This is a genomic window from Rhodopseudomonas sp. B29, from assembly GCF_000333455.1.
GTDB lineage: Bacteria > Pseudomonadota > Alphaproteobacteria > Rhizobiales > Xanthobacteraceae > Rhodopseudomonas.
The window spans coordinates 1-14,130 of record NZ_BADD01000271.1 but is presented as its reverse complement, the minus strand read 5'-3'; the positions used below and the strand labels follow the sequence as shown (position 1 = coordinate 14,130).

10 protein-coding genes are annotated in these 14,130 nt (G+C 63.7%); 3 read left to right on the top strand and 7 right to left on the bottom strand.

The window, feature by feature from the left end; genetic code table 11:
* The coding region (locus I5M_RS09965) for a Wzz/FepE/Etk N-terminal domain-containing protein (protein WP_022721269.1) at window positions 1-975 on the bottom strand (975 nt) is incomplete at its 3' end.
* 246 nt (window positions 976-1,221) lie between these two features.
* Here I5M_RS09965 and I5M_RS09960 point away from each other — a divergent pair.
* Both I5M_RS09960 and I5M_RS09955 read left to right on the top strand, forming a co-directional pair.
* Window positions 1,222-2,388: a glycosyltransferase family 4 protein gene (locus tag I5M_RS09960; protein ID WP_022721268.1), complete on the top strand. Its 1,167-nt coding sequence runs from the start codon at window positions 1,222-1,224 to the stop codon at window positions 2,386-2,388.
* An 89-nt stretch (window positions 2,389-2,477) separates the two neighbouring features.
* Window positions 2,478-4,037 (top strand): undecaprenyl-phosphate glucose phosphotransferase, encoded by a 1,560-nt coding sequence (locus tag I5M_RS09955; RefSeq protein WP_022721267.1) that lies wholly within the window; start codon window positions 2,478-2,480, stop codon window positions 4,035-4,037.
* Between the two features lie 211 nt (window positions 4,038-4,248).
* Here I5M_RS09955 and I5M_RS09950 read toward each other — a convergent pair whose 3' ends face one another.
* Window positions 4,249-5,046 carry a DUF169 domain-containing protein gene (locus I5M_RS09950; RefSeq protein WP_022721266.1) on the bottom strand — a complete coding sequence of 266 codons (798 nt, stop codon included), beginning with the start codon at window positions 5,044-5,046 and terminating at the stop codon, window positions 4,249-4,251.
* Window positions 5,039-6,943 (bottom strand): potassium transporter Kup, encoded by a 1,905-nt coding sequence (locus I5M_RS09945; protein WP_022721265.1) that lies wholly within the window; start codon window positions 6,941-6,943, stop codon window positions 5,039-5,041. Before I5M_RS09945 ends, I5M_RS09950 begins: the two co-directional genes overlap by 8 nt.
* 397 nt (window positions 6,944-7,340) lie before the next feature.
* Here I5M_RS09945 and I5M_RS09940 point away from each other — a divergent pair, with 397 nt between their 5' ends.
* The gene (locus I5M_RS09940) at window positions 7,341-7,655 is read left to right on the top strand and encodes a hypothetical protein (RefSeq protein ID WP_022721264.1); all 315 of its coding nucleotides are present in this window, start codon (window positions 7,341-7,343) and stop codon (window positions 7,653-7,655) included.
* Window positions 7,656-7,864: 209 nt separating this feature from the next.
* On the opposite strand, the gene I5M_RS09935 is transcribed toward I5M_RS09940, so the two are convergent.
* From I5M_RS09935 to I5M_RS09920, 4 genes are all read right to left on the bottom strand, one after another.
* Window positions 7,865-9,502 (bottom strand): hypothetical protein, encoded by a 1,638-nt coding sequence (locus I5M_RS09935; protein WP_022721263.1) that lies wholly within the window; start codon window positions 9,500-9,502, stop codon window positions 7,865-7,867.
* Window positions 9,503-9,666: 164 nt separating this feature from the next.
* Window positions 9,667-10,101 (bottom strand): hypothetical protein, encoded by a 435-nt coding sequence (locus I5M_RS09930; protein ID WP_031335995.1) that lies wholly within the window; start codon window positions 10,099-10,101, stop codon window positions 9,667-9,669.
* A gap of 152 nt (window positions 10,102-10,253) precedes the next feature.
* Window positions 10,254-11,534: an MFS transporter gene (locus tag I5M_RS09925; RefSeq protein WP_022721261.1), complete on the bottom strand. Its 1,281-nt coding sequence runs from the start codon at window positions 11,532-11,534 to the stop codon at window positions 10,254-10,256.
* Between the two features lie 75 nt (window positions 11,535-11,609).
* The gene (locus tag I5M_RS09920; RefSeq protein ID WP_244431963.1) at window positions 11,610-13,997 is read right to left on the bottom strand and encodes a TonB-dependent siderophore receptor; all 2,388 of its coding nucleotides are present in this window, start codon (window positions 13,995-13,997) and stop codon (window positions 11,610-11,612) included.
* Window positions 13,998-14,130: the final 133 nt, after the last annotated feature.

Genomic DNA, 14,130 nt, shown 5'->3' with positions numbered 1-14,130 from the left:
TGTTGCCGATGACAGGCTCGATTTGGAGCGGAAGTCCTCGACGCGCGATTCGGCTTCGTTGACCTTCTTGCGCAGCTGCTCGATCTCGACAGAGAGCCACTGCCCGGCCGATTTGGCCTGCGCCCGTCGCGCGTTCTGCTGCAGCACCAAGTAGCCGTCCGCGATCGAATTGGCGACGCGGGCGGCGAGTTCGGGATCTTCCGACTGAAACTCGACTACCATGACGCGCGACTTGTCGACCGCGTAGGCCGTCAGCCGGTCGTAGTAAGAGTCGAGCACGCGCTCTTCCGGCGTCATCGCAAACGGATCGCGGCCGATGCCGAACAGTGCCAGCAGCGACTTGAGCGGATTGATGCCCTTCAGAACCGGATCGAATTCCGGACGCTCGGCGAGCTTGTTCTTCTTGATCACCTCAAGCGCGAGTTCACGCGACAACAGCAGCTGGACCTGGCTAGTCACCGCCTCCGGATCGAGCGCGTTGCGCTCTTCGGTGCGCTCGCCATTGGGGCGCAGGAACACGTTCTCGCGTCCGTCGACCAGGATGCGCGACTCGGATTTGTAGCGGGGCGTGATGACATTGACGATCGCCAGCGAGACCACCAGTGCTAGAAGCGTCGGCGCGATAATCAGATGCTTTTTGCGCGCCAGCGCACGGCCGATCAGCCGGACGTCGATGTCCCCATTGCTGGGCGGAGCCTCGTCGACAACCACCGGGCGCTCGACTTGCGGCGCCAGCTTGGCTCCGGGTGCCAGGGGCGAGGTCGCGGTCTTGGCGGAGGCGGCTTTCGTCACCGCCGCTTTGCGCAGGGCGAACCGGCTTCCGAATGATTTGCGGGGCTCTGACGTCTCGGCGGCCTCCGGGGGGACCGGTGCGACGGTCGCGATCGGCGGGTCCATCGCGACCGGCGGATCGCTTCGAGTGACGGCGCCGTCGGCCGACTTTTCGCTGCTCCGACGCCAAAACGCCAACCGCATTGCTCACTCCTACTTGACGCCACGACCGCCAATTTCGAGTCCGATTACAATCGATTAAGGTTGCTGCACGGTTAACTCGGCATCGGACTCGCTCAATTGGTGTACTTGTGCTGGGATAGGTGACCGTTTGTTAACGACGACGATCGTTAATCCCCGAGCTGTTGCTGATGGATCGACCAATGCTTTGCGGCTGTGCCCTGCTCGTCTGCCCGCTCGTGCCGCCCTGCGGCGCGCAGTGGTGGTGACATGGCGGCCTCCGATCAAGCAGCACAGTCGGACCGCAAGCTGCGTATCGTTCACGCGGTGCGTGCGCCGGTCGGCGGGATCATTCGCCACATTCTCGACCTTGCCAACGGTCAGGCCGACCGCGGGCATCAGGTCGCGCTGATCGCCGACAGTCTGACCGGCGGCGAGCGCGCGGCCGCCGCCCTGGCGGAGATCGCTCCGCGGTTGAAGCTGGGCGTTTACCGGCTGCCGATCCGCCGTGAACCGAGCCCGCTCGACGTAGCCGTATGGGCGAGATTCGCCGGGCTGATCAGGCGTCTGCAGCCGGACGTGCTGCACGGCCACGGGGCCAAGGCGGGGGTCTTTATGCGCATCGTGCCGCGGCCGGCGCGCTCGATCCGGGTCTACACGCCGCATGGCGGCTCGCTGCACTACCCGACCTCGACGGCCAAAGGTCAGCTCTACAGCCGCATGGAGCGGCTGCTGATGAACCGCACCGAACTGTTCCTGTTCGAGAGTGCCTTCGCCCGCAATACTTATGAGAAGATGATCGGCAAGCCCGAAGGGTTGGTGCGTTGCGTGTTCAACGGTGTCACTGCCGGGGAATTCGATCCCGTCGCGCCGGCGTCCGATGCGACCGACGTCGCGTATGTGGGCGAGTTTCGCCACATCAAGGGCGCCGATCTTCTGATCGAGGCGGTGGCGCAGCTGCGCGCGAACGGGCGCGCCGTGACGCTGACGCTCGGCGGTGACGGCGAGGAAACCGCAGCGCTGAAGGCGCAGGTCGAGCGACACCGCCTGAGCGACGCGGTGCGCTTCATCGGCCACGTCCGTGCCCGGGACGGTTTCGCCAAGGGTCGCTTACTGGTGGTGCCGTCCCGCGGCGACTCGATGCCCTATGTGGTGATCGAAGCCGCCGCTGCCGCCGTGCCGATGGTCGCCGCCAATGTCGGCGGCATTCCGGAAATCTTCGGACCGCATACCGACGCGCTGTTCGCGCCCGGCCGGCCCGCCGCCATGGCCGAGGCGATCGGTCGCGCCCTGGACGATCTCGCCGCCGCGCGAAACCGCGCTCTGGCCCTGCGCGAGCGCATCTTCCAGTTCTTTTCCCAGAAGGCGATGGTCGAGGGCGTGCTGGCCGGCTACCGCGAGGCGGCTGCCGCGGGCCAAAATCTGCAGTCGCGCTAACAGTTTCTTGCAAGTTTTACGCTACGCGATCCGGGGGGATTCCGCCCGGCGTGGCGCCTCGTCGCGCCGGTGCTGCAACGGGTCAGAACATGGAACCGATCAGCGTCCGCGAGATGATCAGTGCCGCCGCCTCCGGCGCGGCGACCGCGACGTCGACCGCCGGCGCACCGGCGGTCGAGCGACGCAAGCGGCTGTCGCCGGCAGCGCTCGCCGTCGCCAACGAAAAGGTGCGCCCGGCCTATTCGGCGATCGTGATCGAAGGCCTCGTCCGCCTTGCCGATTTCGTGCTGATCGCCCTCACCGGCGTGTCGCTGTATCTCGGCTACGTGGCACGGATGGACGGCTTCGCCTGGCAATACATTGCCGCGATCTTGGCGATGACGATCACCGCAGTCATCACCTTCCAGTCGGTCGAACTCTATCAGCTCCAGGTCTTCCGCATCACGCTGCGACAGATGACTCGGCTGGTATCGGCCTGGACCTTCGTGTTTCTGCTGTTCATCGGCGCGTCGTTCTTCGCCAAGCTCGGCGGCGAAATCTCAAGGCTGTGGCTGTCGTCGTTCTACGTCGTCGGGCTCGGCGCGCTGGTCAGCGAGCGGCTGGTCCTGCGCCATATGGTGCGGCGCTGGGCGCGTGACGGCCGGCTCGATCGCCGCACCGTCATCGTCGGTGCCGATGAGAACGGTGAAAAGCTGGTCCAGGCGCTCAACGCCCAGAAGGACGACGACACCGACATCCACGTTCTCGGCGTGTTCGACGATCGCAACGACAGCCGTGCGCTCGAAACATGTGCCGGCGCGCCGAAGCTCGGCAAGGTCGACGACATCGTCGAATTCGCCCGTCGTACACGGGTCGATCTGGTGCTGTTCGCGCTGCCGATCTCGGCCGAGACGCGCATTCTGGCGATGCTGAAGAAGCTGTGGGTGCTGCCGGTCGATATCCGTCTCTCGGCGCACACCAACAAGCTGCGCTTCCGTCCCCGCGCTTATTCGTATCTCGGCAAGGTCCCGACGCTCGACGTGTTCGAGGCGCCGATCACCGATTGGGATCAGGTCACCAAGCATCTGTTCGATCGCGTCGTCGGCGCATTGATCCTGCTGCTGGCCTCGCCGCTGATGGCGCTGGTGGCGCTGGCGGTGAAGCTCGACAGTCCGGGTCCGGTGCTGTTCCGGCAGAAGCGCTTCGGTTTCAACAACGAGCGCATCGATGTGTTCAAATTCCGCTCGATGTATCACCACCAGGCCGACCCCACCGCCTCGAAGGTGGTGACCCGCAACGATCCGCGCGTCACCCGCGTCGGCAAGTTCATCCGCCGCACCAGCCTCGACGAATTGCCGCAGCTGTTCAACGTGGTGTTCAAGGGCAATCTGTCGCTCGTCGGCCCGCGCCCGCACGCGGTGCAGGGCAAGCTGCAGAGCAGGCTGTTCGACGAAGCCGTCGATGGCTACTTCGCCCGCCACCGCGTCAAGCCCGGCATCACCGGTTGGGCCCAGATCAACGGCTGGCGCGGCGAGATCGACAACGAAGAGAAGATCCAGAAGCGCGTCGAGTTCGACCTGTACTACATCGAAAACTGGTCGGTTTTGTTCGACGTCTATATCCTGCTGAAGACGCCGTGGGCGCTGCTGAAGGGCGAGAACGCGTACTGAGGCAACCGCTTCACCGACACGACCTCTCGTTCGTCATTCCGGGGCGCTCACGAAGTGAGCGAACCCGGAATCCATACGCCGCAGCCCTCATTGTCCGACGAGGCAGTGGTTACCTCGTGCCAAGCCGCGGGCACAGGGGTTATGGATTCCGGGTTCGCGCTACGCGCGCCCCGGAATGACGAACGTGGGGCTGGTGTTCGCGGCGACGGGATTACTTCTCCCCGTACGACACACCCATCCCAGCCCGCACGTCGGCCTGGATGCCGTAGGGCGCGATGGGATAGCGCAGGCCGTTCTTCGCCAGCTGCTTCATGCCGTCGATCGCTTTCGCCAGATGCGCGGGCTTCAGCGCCATCAGCATCTCCTCATCCGGCACGCCGCCGTAGCGGCGTTCCGCGAAGCAGGGCAGCGACAGGCTGGGCTCGCCGGTCTTCAGCGCCCTGCCCCAAGAATCCGCGCAGGCGGTCTCGCCAACCACGCTCCATTCGAACTTCTTGTAGCCGGCATATTGCAGGCCGTTGATCAGGATGATCATCTGCCCCGGCGTCGCGTAGACGAGGCAGATGTCCGGATCGAGCCGGCCGCTGGCGAGCGGCGACACCGCCATCGCCTGATACTGCCCGAACGGAACCACGTCGAGCGCGCATTGCCGGGCGTGCGCATCCTCCGGCGTCGCGTGCCACACGCCGACGTAAGACCGTCCGGCGAGCCATTGCTCATCCTGTGGCGCGAGGCCAATCACCGCGCGGCATTGTTCGCCGACGAGATCCGCAGCCGTGATGCCGACCGTCCAGCCGAGCCGCGATGCCATGCTGACGATCTGATCGGCGGTGTGGACCGCGTTCGGCCGCCGGATCTTGGGCACCGCCTCCATCTCGGCGACGCTCGCAAACATCTTCATGCCGATGACTGTCGTCTTCAGCCGCAGCAGCGTGTTGAGATCGACAACCAGAGCCGCGTAGTCGAGCTTGGCGCCCTGCTCGGAACTGATTGCCGCTCCTTCAAACATCAATCTGCATCCCCACTTCGACGGCGCGCCCGGTCGGAATCCGGAAGTACAGGCTGGCATCATCGGCCCATTTCGCCATGTTGGCAAACAGCAGGCTTTGCCAGCGCGGCATTTCCGAACGCGTCGCGGCCCGGATCATGCGGCGCGACAGGAAGAATGAGGTGTTCATGATGTCGAAGGCGAAGTCGCGCGTGGTGCACGCCGCCATCGCCTTCGGCACGTTCGGGCTTTCCATGTAGCCGAACCGCAGCGTCATGCGCGAGAACCGGTCGTTGACCGTCTCGACGCTGGAGCGCTCGTGCTCCGGCACGCGCGGCACGTCCTCGGTGACGACGCGCAGGATCACATTCTTCTCGTGCAGCACCTTGTTGTGCTTGAGATTGTGCATCAGCGACGTCGGCGTCGAGTTCGGGTTGCCGGTGAGGAACACGGCGACGCCGCGCACCTTGCTGATCGACGACGAGTGCGAGATCGATTTGATGAAATCGTCGAGCACGACTTCGTCGCGGATGGTCTTGCGCGACACGATCTTGGAGCCGCGCCGCCAAGTGATCATCACCGCCATCAGACAGCCGCCGATCAAGAGCGGAATCCAGCCGCCCTCGAAGATCTTCAGCATGTTGGCCATCAGAAAGATCAGATCGACCGCGAGGAACGGCGCGATCACCAGCACGGCCGCGGCCGTCGGCCATTTCCAGCATTTGCGCATCACGAAGAACGCCATCACGCTGGTGATCACCATCGTGCCCGTCACCGCGATGCCATAGGCCGACGCCAGCGCGCTCGACGATTTGAATGCGAACACCAGATACAGAACCGCGATCAGCAGCAGCCAGTTGGCGCGCGGCAGATAGATCTGGCCCTTTTCGGTTTCCGAGGTGCGCCGGATTTCCATGCGCGGCAACAGGCCGAGCTGGATCGCCTGTTGCGTGAGTGAGTACGCGCCGGAGATCACCGCCTGACTGGCGATGATCGTCGCCGCGGTGGCGAGCACGACCATCGGCAGCAGCGCCCAGTCGGGAAACAGGAAGAAGAACGGGTTCTCGAGCTTCTCCGGATGCCCGAGCAGCATCGCGCCCTGTCCGAGATAGCAAAGCGCCAGCGATGGGAACACCACGAAGAACCACGCCGTCTGGATTGGCCGCCGGCCGAAATGCCCCATATCGGCGTAAAGAGCTTCGGCGCCGGTGACGGTGAGGAACACGGCGCCGAGCGCAAGCAGACCAGCGTGGCCGTGATGCAGCAGGAAGTCGACGCCGTAGAGCGGATTGATCGCCTGCAGCACGCGCAGATCGCCGGCGAGGTTCATGACGCCGCCGAGCGCCATCACGCCGAACCAGACCAGCATCACCGGTCCGAACCAAGTCGCGACCGCCGCGGTGCCCCAGCTCTGCACCACGAACAGCCCGATCAGGATCGCCATCGACAGCGGCAGGATGTACGGATCGAACGCCGGCTCGACGAGCTTGAGGCCTTCCACCGCCGACAGCACCGAGATCGCCGGCGTGATGATGGCGTCGCCGTAGAACAGCGCCGCGCCCGCCATGCCGAGCAGCGAGATCACCGCGAAGCGGCGATGCATCACGCTCTGCAGCAGCGCCATCAGCGTCAGCGTGCCGCCCTCGCCGTGATTGTCGGCGCGCATGATCAGCAGCACGTATTTCAGCGTGACGATGACGGTCAGCGTCCACAGCATCAGCGACATCACGCCGAGCACCATCGGCTGCGTCAGCGCATTGCCGCCGGTCGCGGCGGTCAGGCTCTCTTTCAGCGCGTAGAGTGGACTGGTGCCGATGTCGCCGTAGACTACGCCGACCGAGCCGAGCGCCAGCGTCAGGAACGAACTCGGCCGATGCGCAGGCGCGATCTCCTGCGGCGTGGTCACTGCTTGGCTCATTCCCCGGGCTCCGACTGGTTTGTTGCCGAAGCTATAATTCAACAGATGTCCCAAGAGTATCGCGATTGAATAAAAACAACCGACCAAGTAGTGCGCGCAGGGCCAAGATGAATGGATCTTTATGCGGCCTTTATATTACGCGTCGTCTTCGCCGCGAGCCGTTTACACACGTGGGGATTGCGCGCCCCGCAGGCGGCCGGCGCAGGAGCCGGGTCTCAACCACCTGCGGCTCTGGTCGCCTTGCGACTGCCGCTGCATTCGTCGTCAGGCGCGATCCGGACACCCCGCTTGCTTCCGCGCGGGGCTGAATCGGCCTAATCTTGCTGGCGAATTCCTGTTCGGACAGTCCGGCGCGCCGAGCGCCCTCGTTGTCCGATGGCATCGAAAGGACCGGATCATGCTGGCCGCCGCGTTCCAGACCGCAGCCTTCCTGTTCCTGCTGGCGGTAGCACTGCTGGTGTTTTCAATCTTTGTCGCCTTCGTGGCGCCGCCGCTGGGCCGGGCCCGGCCCGGCTTCGCCATGGTCTTGGCTTATGTGGGGGCCGAATTGGTGGCCCTGATTGCGGCGATCTGGCTGGTGGTGGAGATCAGCTCGGTCGAGCTGGTTCCGGTCGTGCTGTCGCTGGTGATCGCCGCGGTCGTGTTCGCGCCCGGTCTCGTCGCCAAGATCCCGCTGCCGGCCGCTGCCGCCAGCCTGCTCGGTCGCAAATAGTCGGGCTTCCGGTTTTATACGTCTCTCCCGCGCGCGGGACGAGACACAGACGACCCGCCACGTTGCTGAAAGCCGCCCTCAGGGGCGGCTTTCGTTTAGCGGCTTGCATTCGCCTCAGTACGCGTATCGCTTCAGTGCGCGTGCCGCCGCCGCAACCGCGCTATCGCGCCGGCGGCATTTTGCGACGCCGGCGAGCCAGCCGGCCACGATCAACGCCTCGCGACTCCCTGCACGATTGCGCCAAACAGCTGAAGCATTTGCTGTTGGTTGAGCTGGTTCGCCCGCTCCTGCTCGGCCTTCTGCAGTTCGGCCTGATAGGCACGTTGGGCTCCGCCATGCCCTAGCTGAGCAGCGCGGTTCAGTAAGGCAATCTTGGCCTGCATCGGATTTGGGACAGGGAATAATCCACGGTCGATCATGTCTACAAGACTGACCATCGAATCCGCATCGTCAAGACTGGCACCTCGTTTGAACATGGCAACAGCTGCGGAGCTGTCCTTTTGATCATAGAGATACATGGTGCCGAGATTGTCGAACGCTGCGGGATAGCTCGCTTGGGTCAAACGAGAGAAAATGGCGAAGGCTTGTTTACGGTCCTTGAATTGTGCAGCTCGACCGAGCTGGTACTGATAACGCAATTCAAAGGGAAAGGTCGCCACTGCCCGCGTGCATGCGCTGTAGGCGCTCTCTGCTTGATGCTTCAATAGGTCAAAGGGGACGCCAGGCCCAGATCGTTGGGCGTCAGTCGGATTGGCTGCGAGCCGATCGCAATCATCGCCGCTTTGCTGCCGTTCTCTAAGTTCCGCGGCTTCCGCTTCACGCTCCAGTCTTGCACGTTCGGCCGCTTGTCGATCTTCTTCCGCTTTTCGCGCAACAGCTTGCTGTTGGATTCGCTCCCGCTCTTCTTGCTCCGCGCGCTTGCGGGCAGCCTTGTCGCTCTGCTGTTGCTGCCATTCGGTGATCACGTCGCGGCTTATGATTCGGAGCGGATCGCCGGATTCAGGATGAAAGCCGGGACCGTCATAGAACTCGAGATTTCCTGCGTGATCGCGCCAAAACCAAACTCTAGCATTCCCAGTCGTTGCGTCAAAAAAGCCGAACTTCGTCGGGTCATCGAGCCGCAGTGGCACTCGACGAACTAATTGAGCGCTTTGTTTTCTCCAGACCTCAGCTACGTTCCGGTCAATTGGAAGCAATTCCTCGCCCGTTTGAGGATGAAATCCCATCAGATTGAAGAGCTCGATGTTTCCGCTTTCGGTCTTGAAGTACCAAACAATTGGTTCACCGGTTGTTGGATCGAAGAAGGTAGGCTCAGCAGAAGTAATCGGCGCCGGCCGATTGCCTCGTCTGTACTCCTCAATTTTCTCTGCGATTTGCGGAGTAAGAGGACGGCACTCTCGACCGGTCTCCGGGTCGATGCCGGCCCGGTTGAGCGTCTTGATGCTGGTTCTGGTCATGACGTAGCACTTCTGCGCCACGCCGTTCTTGCGAAAATTGGCATCGATGCGCGCAATCAAGAGCGAGTGCGCGATGATCAAGGCCAAAGCACCGCCGATACCGATCCATCTCTTCTTTGCAGACAAAGAGAAACTGAGGCCGCCGAGTATGGTTACTGCGGCGAAGCTGCCCCACAGCACCGCCCTCGCAAATCCGGGATTGAGGTCGTAGGCGTCAGCGATCTCGTCGGCGTAGCTGCGGGCTACGTAATAATAGACAACCTCGTTGAATATCCAAAAAAGAATCCCACCAAAGACCAGCAGAGCGAGGCAGACAATCGCAATCTGGGTGATGAAATGAAAACGGCCTAGGACACGTTCAAACGTCTTGCGTACTTCAAATAGTGGCACCCTACGGCCCCATATCAAAAATCATGAAGACCACGAATTCCGCGAAACATAATTTGTGGCTCGCTCGTATGTCAAAGTCTATTGAAGACGATCAACGAACGTTCGATAAAGCTTGGAGAATCGCCTCTGCAAATGCAAACGACTATTATTTGCTAAGATTGGTGTTACTGCGATCGTAGCCGCGCGATCGCGCCTGCGATGATCTGCATGGCGACGCCGACGAGCCAGCCGGCGATGATCAGCACGGTCCAGGTCAGATGTGTATGCAGCCGTAGCACCACGGCGCTGACCGAAGCGAACGCCGCCAGCGTCGCCAGAAAGGTGCCGAAGGCGCTGAGGAATTCGGCGGCGTCGATGCCGCCGCGGGCCTCATGCTCGGCTTCGCTTTCATTGGCGTGGAACGGCAGCGGCGGAATATCGATGCCGAGATAGAAGCCGACCGCACCGACCGCGATCATCGCCAGCAGGAATCCGAGCGTCGTCAGCGCGCCGATGCTGGTGCCGACATGGGCGCCGACGAAGGTGCCGCATGCCGCGCCGGCCAGCGCCAGCCCGCAACGTTCGAGAATATGGGCGGCTCTTCTGACACGCAGGCGCACGGGACTCTCCTCGGCTCGAGGCAGCGCGACCATATGACAGTTCGTTGACGGCCGAAACCCGGTCGAACGTCAGCAACGCGCGAAGCCGCTAAAGCTCGATGGTATCCGAAGATGCGCGCAAGTGCTGCAACGTTCCTGCGACAGTCCGTCTGCTAAAGAGCCGATCTCGCCTGCCCGACTGCGACGCCAAGCGGTGCCGGCTCGCCGGCGCCATTTTCTGCACTTCGGCTGAAGTCGACGCCGCGCGCTTCGGTGCCGAGCGCCGCCAGCACGGCGATCACCACCGCCACCGGCCCCGCAACCACCGCCAACGCCATTGCGTAGTTGCCGGCCAGATGCGCTGCGATGCCGGCCTGCAGCGGCGCGTTGACCGAGGCGAATAGATTGCCGAGCTGATAGACGAAGCCGGGGAACGTCGCCCGCGCGTGCGGCGGCGACAGCTCGTTGAGATGCACCGGCACGATGCCCCATGCGCCCTGCACGGCGAACTGCATCAGGAAAGCGCCGACCGCCAGCAGCCACAGATTGGTCGAGAACGCCCATAGCGGCAGCACCACGATCGACAGCACGCAGGCGATGATCATGCAGCGACGGCGGCCGTAGCGCTCCGACAATGTGCCGAACAAGATGCCGCCGCAGATCGCGCCGAGATTGTAGATCACCGCGATCAGGCTGACGGTGTGCGGATCGAGCTTGTGCTGCACCTGTAGGAAGGTCGGATAGATATCCTGCGTGCCGTGGCTGTAGAAGTTGAACGCCGTCATCAGCACCACGGCATAGATCGCGAGCGACCAGTTGATGCCCGCCAGCCTTGGCTTGGCGCTACGGGAGTCCGCCGCCGCACGATTGGTGAAAGCCGGCGACTCCGGCACGTGGCGCCGGATGTACAGCAACAGCAGCGCCGGCAACACGCCGACCATGAACATGCCGCGCCAACCGATATACTGAAACAATACGCCGTAGACGATCGACGCCAGGAAGTAACCGGTCGGATAGCCGGATTGCAGAAGGCCCGACACGAAGCCGCGGGCCTTCGGCGGAATCGTCTCCATTGCCAGCGAGGCGCCGACACCCCACTCGCCGCCCATCGCGACGCCGTAAAGCGCGCGCAGAACGATCAGCACAGTCAGGTTCGGTGAGAAGCCGGAGGCGAATTCCAGCGCCGAATATAGCGCGATGTCGACCATCAGCGTCGGCCGCCTTCCCCAGCGATCGGCGGCGCGGCCGAAGATGAAGGCGCCGACCGGCCGCATCGCCAGCGTCAGCAGGATCGCCCAGGTCACGCTCGAGACGCTGGTGGAAAATTCAGCCGCGATGTCCTTGAGCACGAACACCATCAGGAAGAAATCGAAGGCATCCAGCGTCCAGCCGAGAAAGCTGGCGGCCACGACGTTCTTCTGCTCTCGCGTCCAGCCGGACAACACGCTTGCCATGCCGCGAATCCTCACGAGCCGGCGAGCAGCTGCCGGCGTCAGCCTTCCGCTGCGACGGACCGCCGCAGCCATCGGCTACAGAAATCCCGGCGCATCGGAAGGTTCCGCTCGCAGCAGCATTGCGCCCCGCGCGGATGTCCCTCCGCGCGGGGCGCTTGAGTCCTCAGAAGTGAATGTCGTCGACACCAGATACGTCCGCGGCGCGCCGAGACCGATCGCGCTGCCGCTGTAGGACGACGCGTAGTAGGCGATGTTCTCCACGTTCTCGACCGCCGCCCGCACCACGATCGGCTTGCCGTTCCATGGCGACAGGAAGGTGTAGCGCGCCCCGAGGTCGAACCGTGTCCAGGCCGGCAGCACCTGCGTGTTGGCGGCGTTGGCATAGGTCCAGCCGGTGTGCACCACCCGTCCCGTCAGGGTAAAGCCATCGATGCCAGGCACGTCGACCTCGGCGCCGAGATTGACGTTGACCCGGGCCACGCCCGGCGCGCGATTGCCGTCGGTCAGGCCGTTTGCGGTCTTCTCCAGCACGCCGTCGATGAAGGCGCCGCCGCCGAGCAACCGCAGGCCCGGCGCTACTTCGCCGAACACGTTGATCTCGGCCCCGCGATTGCGCTGTTCGCCGTCCGTCGACAGCGACGGGAGGCCACCGACGATCGTGGCGATCGCGCTCGGCTGCTTGATCTCGAACAGGCTGCCGGTGACACTGATCTTGCCGAAATCCACCTTGACGCCGGTCTCGACCTGCTTGGTCTGGAACGGCGGAAACACCTGGCCGACGTTGACGTAACCGACGCCCACCGTCGTGCCGGGCTGCAGGCCTTCGATGTAGTTGGCGTACAGCGTGACGTTCGACAGCGGGCGGATGAGCAACGCATAGGCTGGGCTCCAGGCCGCGCCTTCCTGCCCGGTGGTGATGCCGGTTTGCAGATCGGTCGAGCTGTTGCTGACGTGCTGACGCCGGATGCCGACCACGCCCTGCACGCCGCCATTGAGAATGGACATCGTATCTGCCGCGCCGACGCTCCATTGCGTCAGGCCGACCTTGCTGCTGCTCGGAATCGAGAACAGCGGTTCGGGGATCGCCTTGTAGTTATAGATGTTCGACCCGACCAGGCCAGCGGCGGCGAGATAGGAGTTTTCGTTCGGCCGGTCGAACACACCGTAGTTGAGCACGAATTTGTGGTTGACCGGTCCGGTGTCGGTCTCGCCGCGCAAGCCGACTTCGCCGGTCTTGGCCGTGAAGGTCTGCTCGCCGCCGAACGGCCGCGAGCCGTAGTCGCCCGCCTGATTGATGATGGTCGGCGACAGGAACTTGAAGTCGATCTTGGCCTGGTGATAACCGGCGGCGCCGTACACGGTGAGACCCGGCGTGACGTCCACCTCGGCGCGCACGGTGGCGAACTTGTCCTTTGGCTTCCAATACGCCCAATCCGGGATCGCATTGGATCCCGCGGCCGGCGCCGGCGGCAGCGGCACGACGTTCGGCTGGAAACTGAAGAACCGGATCGGCGGATTGAGATTATTGGCCTGGTAGCCGACATCGGCCGAGACGCGGACGTTCTCGCCGCGATAGTCGAGGCCGAGAACGGCATTGCCGAATTCGCTGCTCTGCCGGTCGAACGGCGTCTTGCCGTCGCTGTAGCTGCCGTTAAAGCGGATGCCCCACTCCTTGTGCTCGCCGTAGCGCCGCGCAACGTCGGCCTGCAGGCCGAATTGCGAGCGCGACGCGTAGGTCGCGGTAAGCTGGGTGATATCGTAGTCTGGCGCCTTCTTGGTGACGAGGTTGATGCTGCCGCCGACGGCGCCGAGCGGCGAAATGCCGGTGAGCAGTGCTGTCGGGCCCTTGAGGATCTCGACCCGCTCGATGAAATTGGCGCCGACGCTCCAGAACGGTGCCATGCCGTACTGGCCGTTCAGCGCGAGATCGCCGACGTCGTAGTAGAAGCCGCGGATGAAATAACCGTCCTGGCCGCCGCCGGCCGACGTCACAGCCCGCACCGACGGATCGTTGGCGACGACGTCGCGGATGGTGCGCGCCTGCTGATCCTGCATCAGCTTCGATGTGTAGCTGGTCTGGCTGAAGGGCGTCTCGAGAATACTGCGATTGCCGAGAAAGCCGACCTGTCCGCCATTCGCGACCTGACCGCCAGCATAGCTCGCCGGCAACGCACCGAGCGTTCCGGTCGACGGCGTCACATAGGGCACGGGCGCAACGGGCGCAGGCGGCCGAGCGTCGCGCCGCGCAGCGATGCGCCGCGACGTACTTGCCCGGGTGCTCGCGACCGGGCGCGATGGCTTCGCCCGTGCGGCGCGCGGCGCATCGACCGTGACGGCCGGCAGATTGGATTGTGCCTGTGCGTCTTGCGGAGTGTGAATCGTCAGCGCCAGCGCGCCGACCGTCCCCAAGAGAAAAGTGCGCCCCGTCGCTTTTGTTGTTGTTGTTGTTCGAACCATGCCCATGCCCCGATGTGCCGGGAGACCCCGGCGCCATCGTTGCTGTAACCGAGCGTGTTCGCTGCGACACGAGGCTGACGCGTAGAATAGCTCCAGTCCGCGGCCCGACGCGGACGAGTTCGTACCGGCGTACAAACGA

Coding starts and splice junctions, on each gene's coding strand:
- I5M_RS09960 (WP_022721268.1), top strand. CDS start 1,222: ATGGCGGCCTCCGATCAAGCAGCACAGTCGGACCGCAAGCTGCGTATC.
- I5M_RS09955 (WP_022721267.1), top strand. CDS start 2,478: ATGGAACCGATCAGCGTCCGCGAGATGATCAGTGCCGCCGCCTCCGGC.
- I5M_RS09950 (WP_022721266.1), bottom strand. CDS start 5,046: ATGTTTGAAGGAGCGGCAATCAGTTCCGAGCAGGGCGCCAAGCTCGAC.
- I5M_RS09945 (WP_022721265.1), bottom strand. CDS start 6,943: ATGAGCCAAGCAGTGACCACGCCGCAGGAGATCGCGCCTGCGCATCGG.
- I5M_RS09940 (WP_022721264.1), top strand. CDS start 7,341: ATGCTGGCCGCCGCGTTCCAGACCGCAGCCTTCCTGTTCCTGCTGGCG.
- I5M_RS09925 (WP_022721261.1), bottom strand. CDS start 11,534: ATGGCAAGCGTGTTGTCCGGCTGGACGCGAGAGCAGAAGAACGTCGTG.
- I5M_RS09920 (WP_244431963.1), bottom strand. CDS start 13,997: ATGGGCATGGTTCGAACAACAACAACAACAAAAGCGACGGGGCGCACT.